This is a genomic window from Paenibacillus sp. FSL K6-1122 (assembly GCF_037977015.1).
Lineage (GTDB): Bacteria > Bacillota > Bacilli > Paenibacillales > Paenibacillaceae > Paenibacillus > Paenibacillus amylolyticus.
This window is the reverse complement of the sequence record NZ_CP150272.1, coordinates 5,452,987-5,468,808: the sequence shown is the minus strand read 5'-3', so window position 1 is coordinate 5,468,808 and position 15,822 is coordinate 5,452,987. Positions and strand designations below refer to the sequence as shown.

The 15,822-nt window shown below is 47.9% G+C and carries 11 protein-coding genes and 1 riboswitch; of the genes, 7 read left to right on the top strand and 4 right to left on the bottom strand.

Going from position 1 to position 15,822, the window contains the following annotated elements:
• Window positions 1-56 precede the first annotated feature (56 nt).
• Both NSQ20_RS24495 and ptsP read left to right on the top strand, forming a co-directional pair.
• Window positions 57-332, top strand: a complete 276-nt coding sequence (locus NSQ20_RS24495; protein WP_036617010.1) for an HPr family phosphocarrier protein — start codon at window positions 57-59, stop codon at window positions 330-332.
• Entirely contained in the window at window positions 325-2,037 is a 1,713-nt protein-coding gene (gene ptsP / locus NSQ20_RS24490; RefSeq protein ID WP_047844045.1) for a phosphoenolpyruvate--protein phosphotransferase, read from the top strand. Before NSQ20_RS24495 ends, ptsP begins: the two co-directional genes overlap by 8 nt.
• A gap of 246 nt (window positions 2,038-2,283) precedes the next feature.
• Here ptsP and gcvPB read toward each other — a convergent pair whose 3' ends face one another.
• The 3 genes from gcvPB to gcvT all read right to left on the bottom strand — a co-directional run bounded on the left by gcvPB (window position 2,284) and on the right by gcvT (window position 6,349).
• Entirely contained in the window at window positions 2,284-3,723 is a 1,440-nt protein-coding gene (gene gcvPB, locus NSQ20_RS24485) for an aminomethyl-transferring glycine dehydrogenase subunit GcvPB (protein ID WP_340033058.1), read from the bottom strand.
• A gap of 137 nt (window positions 3,724-3,860) precedes the next feature.
• A complete protein-coding gene (gcvPA, locus tag NSQ20_RS24480; protein ID WP_340031059.1) occupies window positions 3,861-5,216 on the bottom strand; it encodes an aminomethyl-transferring glycine dehydrogenase subunit GcvPA in 1,356 nt (451 codons plus the stop codon).
• Window positions 5,213-6,349, bottom strand: coding sequence for a glycine cleavage system aminomethyltransferase GcvT (gene gcvT, locus NSQ20_RS24475; RefSeq protein WP_340031058.1), 1,137 nt, complete (start codon window positions 6,347-6,349; stop codon window positions 5,213-5,215). The genes gcvPA and gcvT overlap by 4 nt, the downstream gene beginning before the upstream one ends.
• 320 nt (window positions 6,350-6,669) lie before the next feature.
• Window positions 6,670-6,792, bottom strand: a riboswitch (glycine riboswitch).
• Between the two features lie 344 nt (window positions 6,793-7,136).
• Between gcvT and gcvH the strand changes: the two genes are divergently transcribed.
• The 5 genes from gcvH (at window position 7,137) to NSQ20_RS24450 (ending at window position 13,117) form a co-directional block, all read left to right on the top strand.
• Complete coding sequence (gene gcvH / locus NSQ20_RS24470) at window positions 7,137-7,529, top strand: glycine cleavage system protein GcvH (protein WP_047844042.1); 393 nt, start codon at window positions 7,137-7,139, stop codon at window positions 7,527-7,529.
• Window positions 7,530-7,948: 419 nt separating this feature from the next.
• The gene (locus NSQ20_RS24465) at window positions 7,949-9,403 is read left to right on the top strand and encodes a PTS mannitol transporter subunit IICB (RefSeq protein ID WP_076319876.1); all 1,455 of its coding nucleotides are present in this window, start codon (window positions 7,949-7,951) and stop codon (window positions 9,401-9,403) included.
• Window positions 9,404-9,441: 38 nt separating this feature from the next.
• Window positions 9,442-11,544, top strand: a complete 2,103-nt coding sequence (locus tag NSQ20_RS24460) for a BglG family transcription antiterminator (RefSeq protein ID WP_340031057.1) — start codon at window positions 9,442-9,444, stop codon at window positions 11,542-11,544.
• A complete protein-coding gene (locus NSQ20_RS24455; protein ID WP_340031056.1) occupies window positions 11,541-11,975 on the top strand; it encodes a PTS sugar transporter subunit IIA in 435 nt (144 codons plus the stop codon). Before NSQ20_RS24460 ends, NSQ20_RS24455 begins: the two co-directional genes overlap by 4 nt.
• On the top strand, window positions 11,972-13,117 hold the full coding sequence (locus NSQ20_RS24450) for a mannitol-1-phosphate 5-dehydrogenase (RefSeq protein ID WP_340031055.1): 1,146 nt from the start codon (window positions 11,972-11,974) through the stop codon (window positions 13,115-13,117). Before NSQ20_RS24455 ends, NSQ20_RS24450 begins: the two co-directional genes overlap by 4 nt.
• A 451-nt stretch (window positions 13,118-13,568) precedes the next feature.
• Here the strand turns inward: NSQ20_RS24450 and NSQ20_RS24445 are convergent, their stop codons facing one another.
• Window positions 13,569-15,572, bottom strand: coding sequence for a DNA mismatch repair protein MutS (locus tag NSQ20_RS24445; protein WP_340031054.1), 2,004 nt, complete (start codon window positions 15,570-15,572; stop codon window positions 13,569-13,571).
• Between the last annotated feature and the right edge of the window lie 250 nt (window positions 15,573-15,822).

Below are 15,822 nucleotides of genomic sequence, written 5' to 3'. Positions count from 1 at the left end.
GCAAGTGTAAATATATGCAATGCCTAAACCAAACTACTGAAAGTGAGATGATTGTAATGCAACAAACATTCAGAATTACAGACGAAGATGGTATCCACGCACGTCCGGCGACAGCCCTGGTTAATACAGCAAACAAATTCAAAGGTGCAGAATCCTTTGCAGAAGCTAACGGTAAAAAAGTAACTTTGAAATCCATCCTGGGTGTTCTTTCCCTCGGATTGGAACAAGGCGACACTATCAGCATCATCGTTGAAGGCGAAGGCGAAGCTGAAGCTCTTCAAGCTTTGACTGACGTTATGGTTAACGAAGGGTTGGGCGAAATTAATGCTTAATGTCTCCGGGATCGCGGCTTCGGCGGGTATTGCTATCGCCAAGGCGTTTATCTTGGAGCATCCTGACTACTCTGTAGAAAAACGCCAAATCAACGACGTTGACGCAGAGATCGCGAAACTCGACTCAGCTCTGGGTAAATCCCAGGCTGAGCTTGAGGCGATCAAAGAGCGTACTTTACAAGAGCTTGGCGAGAAAAAAGCTGAGATTTTTGCTTCGCATTTGCTCATTCTGAATGACCCGGAATTGATTGATCCGGTTAAAGCTAGAATTGCAGATGACATGATCAATGCAGAATTTGCTTTGAACGAAACGGCATCGCAATTTATCTCCATGTTTGAGAACATGAAGAGTGCATACCTGCAGGAACGTGCAGCAGATATGCGTGACGTTACCAAACGTGTGCTAAATCACTTGCTTGGTATTGACTTCATGAGTCCGGCTGAGATCAATGAAGAAGTGATCGTGCTTGCGGAGGATCTAACACCTTCCGACACTGCTCAATTGAATCGCCAATTTGTTAAAGGTTTTGCAACCAACATTGGTGGACGTACTTCTCACTCGGCAATTATGGCTCGCTCTCTTGAAATTCCGGCTGTTGTTGGAACCAAGGACATCTTGGCTCAAGCGAAACAAGGCGATATGATTATTGTTGACGGTCTGGATGGTCACGTACTGGTTAACCCTACTGATGAAGTTATTGCTGAATACCGTGCCAAACAGGAACAGTATGATGCACAACGTGCAGAGTGGAGAAAACTTCGTGATGAACCAACGGTAACGGTGGACAACGTTCATGTTGAACTTGCAGCCAACATCGGTACACCGAATGATGTAACAGGTGTTCTGGAGAACGGCGGCGAGGCTGTAGGCCTGTACCGTACCGAGTTCCTTTACATGGGCAGAGACAAGCTCCCTTCCGAAGACATTCAGTATAATGCTTACAAAGCGGTACTGGAAAAAATGGAAGGTAAACCTGTTGTTGTTCGTACACTCGACATCGGTGGAGACAAAGAGCTTCCATACCTGGATCTGCCAAAAGAAATGAATCCATTCCTCGGCTTCCGCGCAGTTCGTCTGTGTCTGGACCGTCTGGATATCTTCCGTACACAATTGCGTGCGTTGCTGCGTGCAAGCGTACATGGAAACCTGCGTGTCATGTTCCCAATGATCGCAACACTCGGTGAATTCCGTGAAGCAAAAGCTGTCTTGCTCGAAGAGAAAGAGAAGCTGGTTGCTGAAGGTATTGCTGTTTCTGACAGTATTCAACTCGGAATCATGGTCGAAATTCCTTCGACTGCAGTTCTGGCGGATCAGTTTGCCAAAGAAGTGGATTTCTTCAGTATCGGAACGAACGATCTGATTCAATACACGATGGCTGCTGACCGTATGAACGAACGAGTAGCTTATCTGTATCAACCTTACAACCCAGCCATTTTGCGTTTGGTTAAAATGGTTATCGATGCAGCGCATCGTGAAGGCAAATGGGTTGGCATGTGTGGTGAGATGGCAGGAGACGAAACGGCAATTCCATTGTTGCTTGGTCTTGGATTGGATGAGTTCAGCATGAGCGCAACATCCATTCTGCCAGCTCGTAGTCAGATCACCAAGCTGTCCCGTGCGGATATGCAGGAACTGGCTGCTAAAGCTCTGGATATGCAAACGGCTGAACAAGTTGTTGAATTGGTTCAAAGCATTCAAGCGTAATTTTGCCGGGGTTTCCTCCGGATTTGAGGTTTTTTCTTTTTCCGATAATGAGCTGCATTGATGCAGCGATTTTGCCGGTATCCGCGATTCATTGTGGATATCGGCTTTTTTTGTTATAAACGTTGAGAAATACTCTAACAGGATGATGGCGAGCTGTAAGAGTGGCATCTTTAAAGGGGAAGGCAACACAAAAAGCTCTTGCTGATTGGACTATCAGCAAGAGCTTTCGTGATAACAATGATTTGATTAACTGCAGGCGCAGTTCAGTACAGGTTTGCGGGCAGCGGTGGTCTCATCGAGTCGAGTAACCGGTGTTCCGTAAGGTGCGTTCAGGACCAATTCAGGTGTCTCTTCCGCTTCTTTGGCAATCCGTATCATCGTATCAATGAACCCATCCAGCGTTTCTTTGCTTTCGGTTTCTGTCGGTTCGATCATGATGCATTCCTCCACGTTGAGCGGGAAGTACACCGTAGGTGGGTGATATCCAAAATCAAGCAATCGTTTGGCAACGTCAAGTGTGCGTACACCATATTGCTTCAACCCCCGACCAGACATGACAAATTCATGTTTGCATACACCCGGATACGGAATCTCGTAGTAAGGTGCGAGACGGGCCATCATATAGTTAGCATTGAGTACCGCACATTCAGATACACGGCGCAATCCTTCCGGTCCATAGGTACGAATGTAGGCATAGGCACGTACCAATATACCGAAGTTACCGTAGTAGGCTTTCACCCGGCCAATGGATTGATCGCCTTCACGATCGAATGCATACATACCATCATCATTCTTGATCACCATTGGTTTAGGCAGGAATGGAATCAGGCGATTCTTCACACCAACTGGTCCGGCACCTGGTCCACCACCGCCATGAGGTGTACTCATCGTTTTGTGCAAGTTCAGATGCACCACGTCAAAGCCCATATCACCCGGACGTGTAATGCCCATAATGGCATTGGAGTTGGCTCCGTCGTAATACAACAAGCCACCAGCTTGGTGTACGATGGATGCAATCTCCTGAATGTCTTTCTCGAACAAACCAAGTGTATTCGGGTTGGTCAGCATCAATGCTGCCGTATCGGAACCAACGGCCGCACGGAGCGCGTCCAGATCGACCAGTCCGTCTGCACGGGATGGAATTGTCACAGTCTCAAATCCTGCAACGGTTGCACTTGCCGGGTTGGTACCATGAGAGGAATCAGGCACGATGACTTTGGTACGTTGTTCGCCACGACCTTCGTGGTAGGCACGAATCATCATAAGTCCAGTCCATTCTCCATGGGCACCAGCGGCTGGTTGTAAGGTCACAGCGTCCATACCTGTCAGACCTGCAAGGTCGTTTTGCAACGTATATAACAGTTCTAGTGCACCTTGAATGCTGGATTCATGCTGGTACGGATGGATTTTGGCGAATCCATTATAACGAGCAACATCCTCATTGATCTTTGGATTGTATTTCATCGTACAAGAGCCCAGTGGATAGAATCCGTTATCTACGCCGAAGTTGCGACGGGATAGCGCGGTATAGTGTCGAATAACATCTACCTCAAACACTTCCGGCAGTGCTGCTGCTTCCGAACGGAGCATTTCCCGGGGAATCAAGGTATCGGCAGACTGGCGAGGAACGTCACATTCTGGCAAGGAATAAGCGACACGTCCAGGGCTGCTGAGTTCAAAAATCAATGATTGTTCCGAAGCAGGAGATAAGGTCTGTGCACTAAATGTTGTATTCGTCTCAGGTTGAACCGAAGTAGAGACAGAGGAACCTGTTTCCGATTGTCCTTGTACCGATGTTGTCGTTGTTGTCGTCGTTTCCTGAGTCACAGCGATCCCTCCAATGCTCGTGCGAATTCGTCAATCTCTTCCTTACTGCGTCGTTCGGTAACAGCAATCAGCATATTTCCGGCAAGCTCAGGATAATCACGTCCAAGTTCATAGCCACCAATAAAGCCTGCATCCAGCAGTTTCAGTTGAAGTGCATCCACATCGGTTCCTTCAGGAAGCTTAATCACAAATTCATTAAATGTTGGTGCATTAAAAGTAAGGCTAACTCCAGGAATCGCAGTTAATGTATTGAGGGTGTAATGACTCTTTTGCAAATTCAGATCCGCGACATCGATCATGCCCTGTTTACCCATGATGGACATATATACAGATGCGCTGAGCGCAAGCAAAGCTTGGTTGGAACAAATGTTGGACGTCGCCTTTTCGCGGCGGATATGCTGTTCACGTGCTTGCAGTGTGAGTACAAAACCACGTTTGCCGTTGCGATCCGTGGTCTGGCCTACAATTCGGCCAGGAATTCGGCGCATATGAGGCTGGGACACGGCGAAATATCCGCATGTAGGGCCGCCGAGTGAAGCGGCGATACCGAGGGGCTGCGCATCGCCAACAACGATGTCGGCACCCAGCTTGCCTGGGGCTTCCAGCAGACCCAGCGATAGCGGGTTAGCACTTACGACGAGCAGACCCTTGTGCGCATGCACGAGGTCGGCAGCCTGCTTTACATTTTCCACAGCACCAAAGAAGTTCGGACTCTGGATCATGACAGCAGCGGTATCGTCCGATATGGCGGCTTGCAGGGCATCCCAATCAGTGACGCCATCTTTATAACCAATCTCGACAATCTCCAGACGGAGTCCGTGCGCATACGCCTGCAATACCTGACGGGCTTCCGGATGAACGGTACGGGATACGATGAGCTGTTTGCGACGAGTTGCCGCTGCGGCCAGGTTTCCTGCTTCGGCAAAGGCAGTTGCGCCATCATACATACTGGCATTCGCTACAGCCATACCGGTTAATTCACAGATGTACGATTGAAATTCGAAAATGGCCTGTAGTTCACCTTGGCTGATCTCAGGCTGATAAGGTGTGTAGGCAGTGTAGAACTCGGAACGGGAAATGACATGATTGATGACGGAAGGAACATGATGATCGTATATGCCTGCGCCGAGGAAGCTGGCGTGTGTTTCGAAATTGGCGTTGGCGCCAGCTTGTTTGGACATATGACGTGTCAGCGCATATTCATCAAGTTTGGAGGATACGGGCAGCTCGCCCTGATAACGAATCTCCTGCGGAATGTCCTGAAAAAGATCCTCCAGCGTATCCACACCGATGGTTGCGAGCATCGTGCTCTGATCTTGCTCGGTCATGGGAATGTAACGGTGCTTGCTCATGCTTGATCAGCTCCTTGAGTAGGTGTCTTCGACATACGTGTCCGTTTATGAAAAGGGGTCTTCACGACCTCGGCTTTTAGTTTCTTGCCGCGGATCTCAATCTCAAGCGGGGTTCCCAGCGCAGCGTATTTGCTGTCGATGAGGGCAAGCCCAAGATTACGCTTCAATGTAGGTGATTGTGTGCCTGTTGTCACTTCACCAATCTGTACGCCTTCGGCGTAAATTGGATAGTGGGGGCGGGGAATACCGCGCTCCAACACTTCGATGCCGACCAGTTTGCGGGCGGGCCCGTCAGTTTTTTGCTGTAACAAGGCTTCGTGTCCGATAAAAGGTCCGGCATTCAGCTTCACAAACATACCTACGCCAGCTTCGAGCGGAGAGATGGTTGCCGACAATTCCTGTCCATACAGAGGGAGTTTTGCTTCAAAGCGCAGTGTATCCCGAGCACCGAGGCCTGTCGGTACAAGTCCGTGACCTTCACCGGCTTGCATTAACCCATTCCAGACCACAGCGGCCTGATCTGCAGGAACATATAGCTCAAAACCATCTTCACCGGTATAACCAGTACGGGACAACAGCAATTTTACTCCACAGACTTCGGCATCCTGCACAAAACGAAACGGTTCAATCGTGGATACATCCGTATCTGTAACTTTTCTAATAATGTCTACAGCCAGTGGACCTTGCAAGGCGAGTAGCGCCGTCTGCTCCGAATCGTTGGTCATGCTTACGCCGGGGATCAAGTGCTCTTGCAACCACGCCCAATCCTTGTCGATGTTGGAGGCGTTAACAACGAGCATATAATGCTGATCTTCCAGCTTATACACGAGCAGATCATCCACCACACCGCCATCTGGATAACACATCAGGGTGTACTGGGCTTGATCAGGAACCAGCGTGGTCACATCATTGGTCATCATTTGTTGCAAAAACGCTTCAGCCTGCTCACCTTGTACCGTGAATTCGCCCATATGGGATACATCAAACAGTCCCGCGCGCTCGCGTACCGCTTCATGTTCTTTCTGGATTCCGCTAAATTGTACCGGAAGCTCCCAGCCTCCAAAATCAATGCACCGTACGCCTTCGTATTGCTGATACAGTGGGAAGAGTGGTGTTCTAAGCAAATCGGACATCAAATCACCTCGTCATAGGCCGTCAGCCGGCCGGATATACAATCGTGGATCAATGAACCAGGGTATTTTTAAATTTTCAGCTAGATATTTTCATCACATAAGTATGGTAAGGGCAGCTATGGCAGCGCCGTTCTACATCCTGTTTTTCGTTTTTTGGGAAAAAGGAAAAGGACAGGCCAAAGAATCGGCATGCCAAGTAGCACGCTTATTCTAAGGCTCTGTCCCTTGTACCTGAGAGTTACCCCGCTACGTTGTGCAGCAGGTTTCCCCTTGGGTGATCATAACGCCCGCACAGGGCGAATAGATGCTCTCCAGAGTTGCGTCCCGTAAAAGTCCTTTTGCCTGAGAGATTCACCCCCGCTTATCGGTGGTTTACTCCTTCGGCGTTACCTCATGTACATCCCGAATCGGGTGTCACGGGTAATCTCTCCCTTTACATTCATCCGCGGGTATAACATAGTCCAATAAACACATTTACTCCTCTCATTAAAACGTGAATCCACTACCGATGTCAAGAACGATATCATAGATAATGATTTAAAACCGAATATTTAATTTATTTTTCATGTTATTGTTCGTGTATTTATAAAGAGTGCGCTTACTATTCTAATATTCACCAGTATATGAAGAAAGAGTGTAATCCGGTTACAGGATTTAGAGGTGTTCAGCAAATAAATTGTGAGGTATCTTGACATTTGATTCAAAAATGTCATACGCTATGTTCTGGGAAAAAGGTTAAGGTCAAAGAACGCATGCACTCATTTAATGAAAAGCGAGGCGGATATCGATGAGCGAATTGAAAAGTGATTTCCTGTACAGTGAAGAGCACGAATGGGTGCAAACCGTAGGGGAGGATACTGTACGTATTGGCATTACCGAGTTCGCGCAGCATCAGCTGGGTGACATTGTGTTTGTGGAATTGCCTGACCTTGAAACCAATGTAAAAGCAGAGGACAGCATTGGAACGATCGAATCGGTCAAAACGGTTTCGGACTTGTTCTCTCCCGTCACAGGTTCAATTATTGCAGTGAATGATTCGTTGCAGGACTCCCCTGAACTTGTGAACAGCTCTCCTTACGAGGAAGGCTGGATGATTGAGATCCGTGTTGAGGGAGATCTGACAGCAGCATTGTCTACATTGATGAATGCAGACGCGTATCGGAAACATACGGAAGAATAGTATCAACGAACTTGTACTTATTAACATATATTTTATAATTAAATGATATGAGCTTCATATTGTTTCGACCTGTGTGAGCCGGATGCTTGCACAGGTTTTTTGTGCTTTCCAAGAATGGTTTCCAATGCGGATTTGAGCAGATTGTTTATGTACATCACCAGATTGGACCAAGCTATAGGTAGGAAAATTATTCTGGAAATGATAAAAGTCATAGGCAAGAAAAGCCTTGTGTATCAATGGGTTCAGCCATTATGCATCCATTAAAACGATTACATAACCTAATGTTGTCATCATTGTTCATGACGAAAGTACGCTTTCATTTCATTGAACAGGAGAGCATTCTCGCTTAGGATTACAGCAGGGGAGAAATGATACCCCTTTCATAAATCATAATCACTTGATCCAAGGAGGATAATACAATGAGTAATTTGGACCAATCGTCCAATTCCAAAGGTGGGCTACGGGTTGGTGTTCAGCGTTTTGGCCGATTCCTGAGTGGTATGGTCATGCCAAATATGGGAGCGTTCATCGCCTGGGGATTAATTACGGCTCTGTTCATTCCAACAGGCTGGTTCCCTAACGAGACGCTTGCACAGCTAGTTGATCCGATGATCAAATATTTGCTGCCACTGTTAATTGGTTACACCGGAGGTACGATGGTGCATGGTCAGCGTGGTGGTGTCGTCGGTGCCATTATGACCATCGGGGTCATCGTGGGTAGTGATATCCCGATGTTCCTCGGTGCCATGATTGCCGGACCACTGGCAGCATGGATCATTAAAAAGTTTGATAAATCCATTGAAGGTAAAGTTAAAGCCGGATTTGAAATGCTTGTTAACAACTTCTCAGCCGGTATTATTGGCGGGATCTTGGGGATTTTTGCGCTACTGGGCATCGGGCCTGCTGTAGAAGCGATTAGCAAAGTATTATCTGCCGGTGTACAGGGCTTAATGAATCTTGGTTTGCTGCCGCTGGTCAACCTAATCATTGAACCAGGTAAAGTATTGTTCCTGAACAATGCAATCAACCACGGGATTCTTACACCAATTGCAACAGATCAAGCGAGAGAATTAGGGAAATCCGTATTATACATGCTTGAATCAAACCCGGGTCCGGGACTTGGTATCTTACTTGCTTACTGTTTCTTCGGACGCGGAATGGCCAAATCTTCTGCACCGGGTGCCGTAATCATTCATTTCTTCGGGGGAATTCATGAGATCTACTTCCCTTACATTCTGATGAGACCGATTCTGATTCTTGCTGCAATTGCGGGTGGCGTCGCAGGTACATTAACATTCATGCTCACCGGAGCAGGACTTGTTTCAGCACCATCACCGGGTAGTATTATCGCGTATTTCTTCTTAACACCAAAAGGTGGATACCTGCCGATGTTCGCAGGGGTGCTTGTAGCAGCCGTCGTTTCTTTCCTGGTTGCAGCAGTGTTGCTGAAAACGGGTAAACAAAAGGACGAAGATCTGGAGTCCGCATCCAGTCGGATGAAAGACATGAAGAGTCAAGGAACCCTGCCAAACGCTGGTATTACGGCTAATCAACGTGAAGCAGACAGAGCCGCAGATATGGCTTCTTCTACCGTCAAAACAGACGTGAAGAAAATTGTCTTCTCCTGTGATGCAGGCATGGGGTCAAGTGCCATGGGTGCTTCCATTCTACGCAAGAAGATGAAGGCAGAGGGGATTGACGTTACGGTGACCAATACGGCTATCAGTGATATCCCGCCGGATGCAGACGTGGTGATCACACAACAAGTATTGACCGATCGTGCCCGCTCCGTTGCACCGAATGCAGAACATATATCCATCGACAACTTCCTAAAAAGCCCGGAATACGATGCGCTCGTTGAACGTCTAAAGTAATTGCACGCATTTGTTTTCCCTGAGCCGGAGGCTGAGATATGAGTATTACCAAAAGACAACGTGAAATCGTGGAGTTCTTGCTAGAGCATCCACATGAAGTAACAGCCGGCGAAATCGCCGTTGAAGTAAAGGTCAGTACCCGAACGGTTCACCGGGAGCTGCAAATGATTGAACAATGGCTTGAACCTTTGGGTATGAAGCTGGAAAAAAAATCAGGAACCGGTATCCGAATCGATGCCGGTTCCGATGATCTGGCTGTATTGCGCCAGCAACTAGAGGGTAAAGAATATGTAGAGTTTACGCCAGAAGAGCGTAAGCTCTTCATGCTTTGCATCCTGCTGGATGAACCGGAGCCTGTAAAGTTACTCGCCTTGGCTTCGGATCTGAAAGTGACCGTATCCACCGTAACCACTGATCTGGACGATCTGGAGTCACGAATTCGTCAGGCGGGACTAAAGCTGGTTCGCAGACGAGGATATGGCGTCAAGATTAACGGAAGTGAGACGATTCATCGCACAGCCATAGCTGCACTTGCTCTGGAATTTCTGGATGAGTCCGACCTGTTCGGAAGACAGCCAGAACAGGGAGGCTCCATCGTAAACCAAAAATTGTTGGATATGATTGGACACGGTGATGTGCTTACGGTCGAAAATGCATTATGGCAACCAGACATCGAATGGCTGGAGAACATCCCGGAACGCCAATACATGAAGTTGCTGATTCAATTATCCGTAGCGGTTGTACGTATTCGTAAAGGCTCTGGCATTGGCCGTATACCTCCCCTGGAGAACAATGGAGATGAAGTCGCAGAGCAGGATGAGATGAAGGTTCCACCTTATATGGCTTCCCGCTTGTGTGGTATGTTATCGACCCAGCTGGGGCTGACATTCTCCCAAGATGAGCAAGCTTATTTTCACAGACTATTAGTTGAGACAGAGCAGCGGATTCATTCTTCGCGGCTGTTGCCAATAGACGATTTGATTTTACTGGACAGGGTACATTCACTGATTGATCAGATGCAGGCGAGAACGCATTACGCCTTTCATGAGGATCGTTTGCTTCGTGAAGGTCTGCTTGGTCATATGCAACCTGTCATGGAGCGAATTGAAGGACAACAGATGATTCGTAACCCGCTACTGCAGCAGATTCGCAAGGATTATGATTCCCTCTTCGAAGAGGTCAAACAATCCGTGCATCAAGCTTGGCCAGGCACAGAAGTTCCGGATGAAGAAATTGGTTTCCTGGTCATGCATTTTGGGGCTTCCATCGAGAGGTTACGTGCACTGAAACGTGAGATCAGGGCAATCATCGTGTGTACAAGCGGAATTGGATCATCACGCATGCTTTCCAGCCGACTATCAAAGGAGATCCCTGAGATTCGGATCATGGACAGCGTGTCCTGGTATGAAGCTGCCCGGATACCTACAGATCAATATGATTTGGTGTTATCCACTGTTGATCTGCCGATGGATGAAAATCAGTATTACAAAGTGAGTCCACTGCTTACGGCAGAAGAGAGCGAGCGTCTGCGTCATTTTATCCGAACAACAACATTACAACGACAGCATAATAAGCCCCGTGAAGCCGAGGTTCAGACGACAAGTCGTTACTCGGACCCTGACGGAATGGAAGCTATTTTAGTTGAAATCGTCCGAATTATTGGCAAGTTTCAGGTGTATCCGCTGGATAACCAAGATATCGGATTCTATAAAACGGTGTATGCGATGTGCAACGTACTCCATGGATCTGGTGTGCTGAAGGAACCGGAGGAGGTCGCGAAACGGTTGGAGGCACGTGAGGCAGTGGGGAGTCAGAAGATTCCCGGTACAAGACTTGCGCTGTTTCATACACGCAGTGAGGGAATTTACAGGCCGTCCATTAGCTTGTTTCAGCTCACTGAGCCACTCCTCTGTACGCCGGATGATCCGGCAGGAGTTACCCATGTCCTCTTGATGCTTGGTCCCAGAGAATTATCCAAGGAAAGCCTGGAGGTTCTCAGTGAGATCAGCGCCCTGTTATTACAGGAAGAAATGATTACATTGCTGGAAAAAGGAATCAGGGATGAACTCATTCATTACCTGTCCCAGGAACTTGTTGGATTTTATCGCAGTAAAACCGAAATTGGAGGTCAACCATTATGAGTATGTTAACAACAGATAAAGTCATCATGAATGCGACGGCTCAGGACAAATACGAAGCGATTCGTATGGCAGGGAAGATTTTGAAGGATGCGGGACATATTACCGCTGATTACATTGAAAAGATGATTGAGCGTGAAGAGATTGTCTCGACCTATGTAGGGAACGGCTTGGCTATTCCGCACGGTACAAAGGAATCCAAAGCTTTCATTTTATCGACAGGTATCTCTGTCATTCAGTATCCTCAAGGTGTTGATTTTGGCGAAGAAAAAGCCTATATGGTCATTGGTATCGCGGCTCAAGGCGGGGAACATATGGAGATCTTGACTAGCATCGCGGTGATCTGTGCTGAGGATGAGAATATGGAGGCCCTGCGTCTGGCGAAAACAGCCGAAGAAGTAATCGCTATTCTGGAAAGTGAAATGGAGCTATGAAGGCCCTACACTTTGGCGCAGGTAACATTGGACGCGGGTTTATCGGCTTGATCCTCTCCCGTGCAGGGTATGAGGTTATTTTCTCCGACGTGAATCAGACCTTGGTAACGGCTCTCCAGCAACGGGGGCAGTATACGGTGGAACTGGCCAACGAGAGCAAGGATCAGGAGACCGTTACAGGTGTAAATGCAATCGATGGAACCCAGCTGGAGACGGTTGCCCAAAACGTGGTGGAAGCTGATCTGATTACAACCGCGGTGGGCGTAGGCGTGCTGAAACATATTGCACCAGGTATTGCGAAGGGGCTTGAGAAAAGACTGAATTCGGGTCCGGTACAAAACCCGCTTCACATTATCGCTTGCGAGAACGCCATTGGAGCCAGTACACAATTGAAAGAGCATGTATATGCTCTGCTCAATGAAGAGGTACGTTCCCTTGCGGATCAGTACGTTTATTTTCCAGATTCAGCCGTAGACCGGATTGTACCTATTCAGCATCATGAAGATCCGTTGCATGTACAGGTGGAGCCTTTTTACGAGTGGGTGGTGGATAGTTCCCAGATGGCTCCTGCATTCAAACCGGTTGAGGGCATCGTATATGTCGATGATCTGGAGCCGTATATCGAACGTAAACTGTTCACTGTTAATACAGGACACTGCGTTGCTGCGTACATCGGTAATGTGCACGGTTATGACACGATTCAGAAGGCTATTGCTGATGAAAAGGTGAAATCGATTGTATACGGTGCTTTGCAGGAAACGGGAAAAGTTCTAGTGAAACGTTTTGCATTCAACCCGGAAGAACATGAGCAGTATATTGTCAAAATATTGGGACGGTTTGTCAACCCGTATCTTACCGATGAGGTTACTCGTGTTGGTCGTTCCCCGCTGCGTAAGTTGTCCCCAAATGATCGTCTGGTTCGCCCGGCCCTTCAGGCATATGCGGATGGAACTGATACGACTTATCTGGCTATGGGTATGGCAGCAGCCTGCAAGTTCGATGTCTCCGATGATCCGGAAGCAGTTGAACTGCAGAACATGATCCGCCAGAAGGGGATTACAGCTGCGCTCCACCATTATACGTCCATGAATGAGCATCATCCGGTGCTTGAACAGGCTGTTGCCCAGTATAACCAAATGTAAGAACAGTGGTAGCAAGCTAACAGTATTGATGAGGCATAATGAAGAAGAGCCATACAGTTATTAACTGTGTGGCTCTTCTTTTGGTTGGCGTTTATCGGCATAGTCGTCCAAACAGCGTTGACATATGCAGGATTTTCGGCGCTGCTCTGGCGGAATGCGGTCAAACACACCCTCGGGGAAAGTAGCCCGGTTACACCAGCATTCCGAATGAGGATGTCCTGCGGCATAGGAACAGCGATTAGCTTCCCCGCATAATGGGCAGACAAGAACATCGATATGGATGTGCTCTTGATCGTCTTGTACTGCAGACATTCAGTTCTTCCCTCCCTGTGCAATAGCTACGAGCTGAAGTTAAACATACTGGTACCAGTATAACAGAAATGTGCCGGTGATTATGGATTTCACTCTGTATATATGACTTCCAGTTCACCACATCTGTTTCTCCCATCGGCTATTCTTCAGGCGGTAATTCGATCTGTAGGCCTTTCACATGTTTGCGTCCCATCAACTTACGTTTCTTTCGATTTTCCTTTGTTTCCAGCACAATGTCCAAGTCATAATCGTCACCCGGATAAAGCTCATCGGCAGATATATGCAGGGTCAGGCGTTTCTTATGGATTTTTATTTTGCGTCCACGTAACATGACCCCGATATTTCCACGGCTATCCTCTACATCACAGACGATGCCCGACTGATTAAGATAGGCTGCATATACCCGATCCCCTTTACGAAAATTTTTGGCAGGAGCAGGGGTATCTGACTCTCTGGGTGTTGTTTTTTTGTTGAGACCGATTGAATCCTTTGACTGCTTCGGCTGATTCAGCTTGGATAACTCTGCTGGGCCGTCTGCTTCTGCAACGGAACGATCAGGCGTCAGGATCGGTGTTTCCAAAGGAGGTGACGTGAACCCTAATGTACGATCTCTCGAAATATTTTGATCGGACAGGGACTTGGATCGCTCTATAATTCGCTGTGGCATGCCCAGCTTTAATGCGATGGAGTAAGCATAGCTCTCACCAGCTTCTCCGATACGCAATCGATACAGTGGCTGGAGAGAAACGGTGTCAAATTCCATGCGGGCATTTTCAAATCCTGGGGTGGCAGCTGCAAAATGCTTGATCTCACCAAAATGTGTTGTCGCCACAACGGTTGCTCCGCGGCTGTGAAGTTCCTCCAGCATGGCGATAGAAAGTCCAACACCTTCACCGGGATCTGTGCCGGAAGCCATCTCATCAATGAGCACCAGAGTCGACGTATTGGCCTGTTCCAGTATGCCAATCATATTGCGAATATGTGCAGAGAATGTACTGAGCGCTTGTTCCATACTCTGTCCGTCACCAATATCAACCGCTACCTCGTTATAAACGGCCATCTCGCCACCTTCCTCTACCGGAATAAGCAAACCGGATTGCATCATCAGGGTTAACAAACCAAGTGTTTTGAGTGCGACCGTTTTACCACCGGTATTCGGGCCAGTAATAATGAGCGACGAGTATGTTCTGCCGATTGCAAAATCAAGGGGAACCATGGAAGAACCCATGAACGGATGACGTGCACGTTGAAGGCTAATGTGGCCCTGAGTATTGACTCGAACGGTACGCCCATCCATGGTGGCCGCATATTTGGCTTTGGCAAACAGGAAGTCCAATACACCTACCGTTTCGGTGTTGAGGGCGATTTCACGGTTATACGATTCGGTCAGAGAGGTTAAATCACCGAGAATTCTCATCTCCTCTCGGGACTCCTCGGCTTGTAGAGCAGCCAATTCCATCTGCAGACTTACTAATTCAACGGGTTCAATATACACGGTTTGCCCGCTCCCCGATTCATCCAGCACACTGCCTTTCACCTGTTTGCGAAACTCTTTCTTAATGGGCAGCACCGTTCTTCCTCCCCGTTGGCTGATGACATGTTCCTGCATAATGGAGCGATGTTTACTCACCAGAGAATCAAGTTTTCGTTTCATGCGTTCCGCATTCACCGTTATTTTTTTACGAATACGAATCAGTTCCTTGCTCGCCTGATCCTGAATGTTTCCACTATGGATGCAGCGCTCAATCTCACTCAGCAAAGGTTCGATCATGATCATGGACGCTGCATAACGACTGACGGTGGGAGCGGCCCCGGATTTGCCCTCCATGTATTTCATGAGTTGTGCACAGCTCCGCAGGAACTGAGCGAGATGACTGAAGTCACGTTCACTGAATAGATAACCGGTGCCAAGCAGATCCATAATGGTTTCCATTCCGTCGAGTGAAGGGAGGGGGATACTGGCCCCGAAGCGAATCAACGCAGCCGCTTCTGCTGTTTCTTCCAGGCGAATCTCGATCAGGTGAGCATCTACCATCGGTTTTAGTTCTCTCGCATAACGTTTGCCCAGATAAGACAGGGCGCAGTCTGCAACGTTTTTTTGAATTTGTGGATAGCCCAAACTGTTTAATGTGTTCTCATTCATGCGTAATCTCTCCTTGAATTGGAATTTCAGTTGACGCGTTGATACATATTCCTGGAAAACGCAAAAAGGGCGGAGAATGAACAAACGTCATTCTCCGCCCTAAACGTATGGGAAAGCAAAGTCCACTACAGGTCTATATTAAAAAATCCGCGCTGAACTCAGCGCGGAAATAGACCCGGACAATTACAATCCCGGAGGCGATTTATGATATCCGCTGTTCTTAACTAAGTACAGGGATCTGGCGCATCAT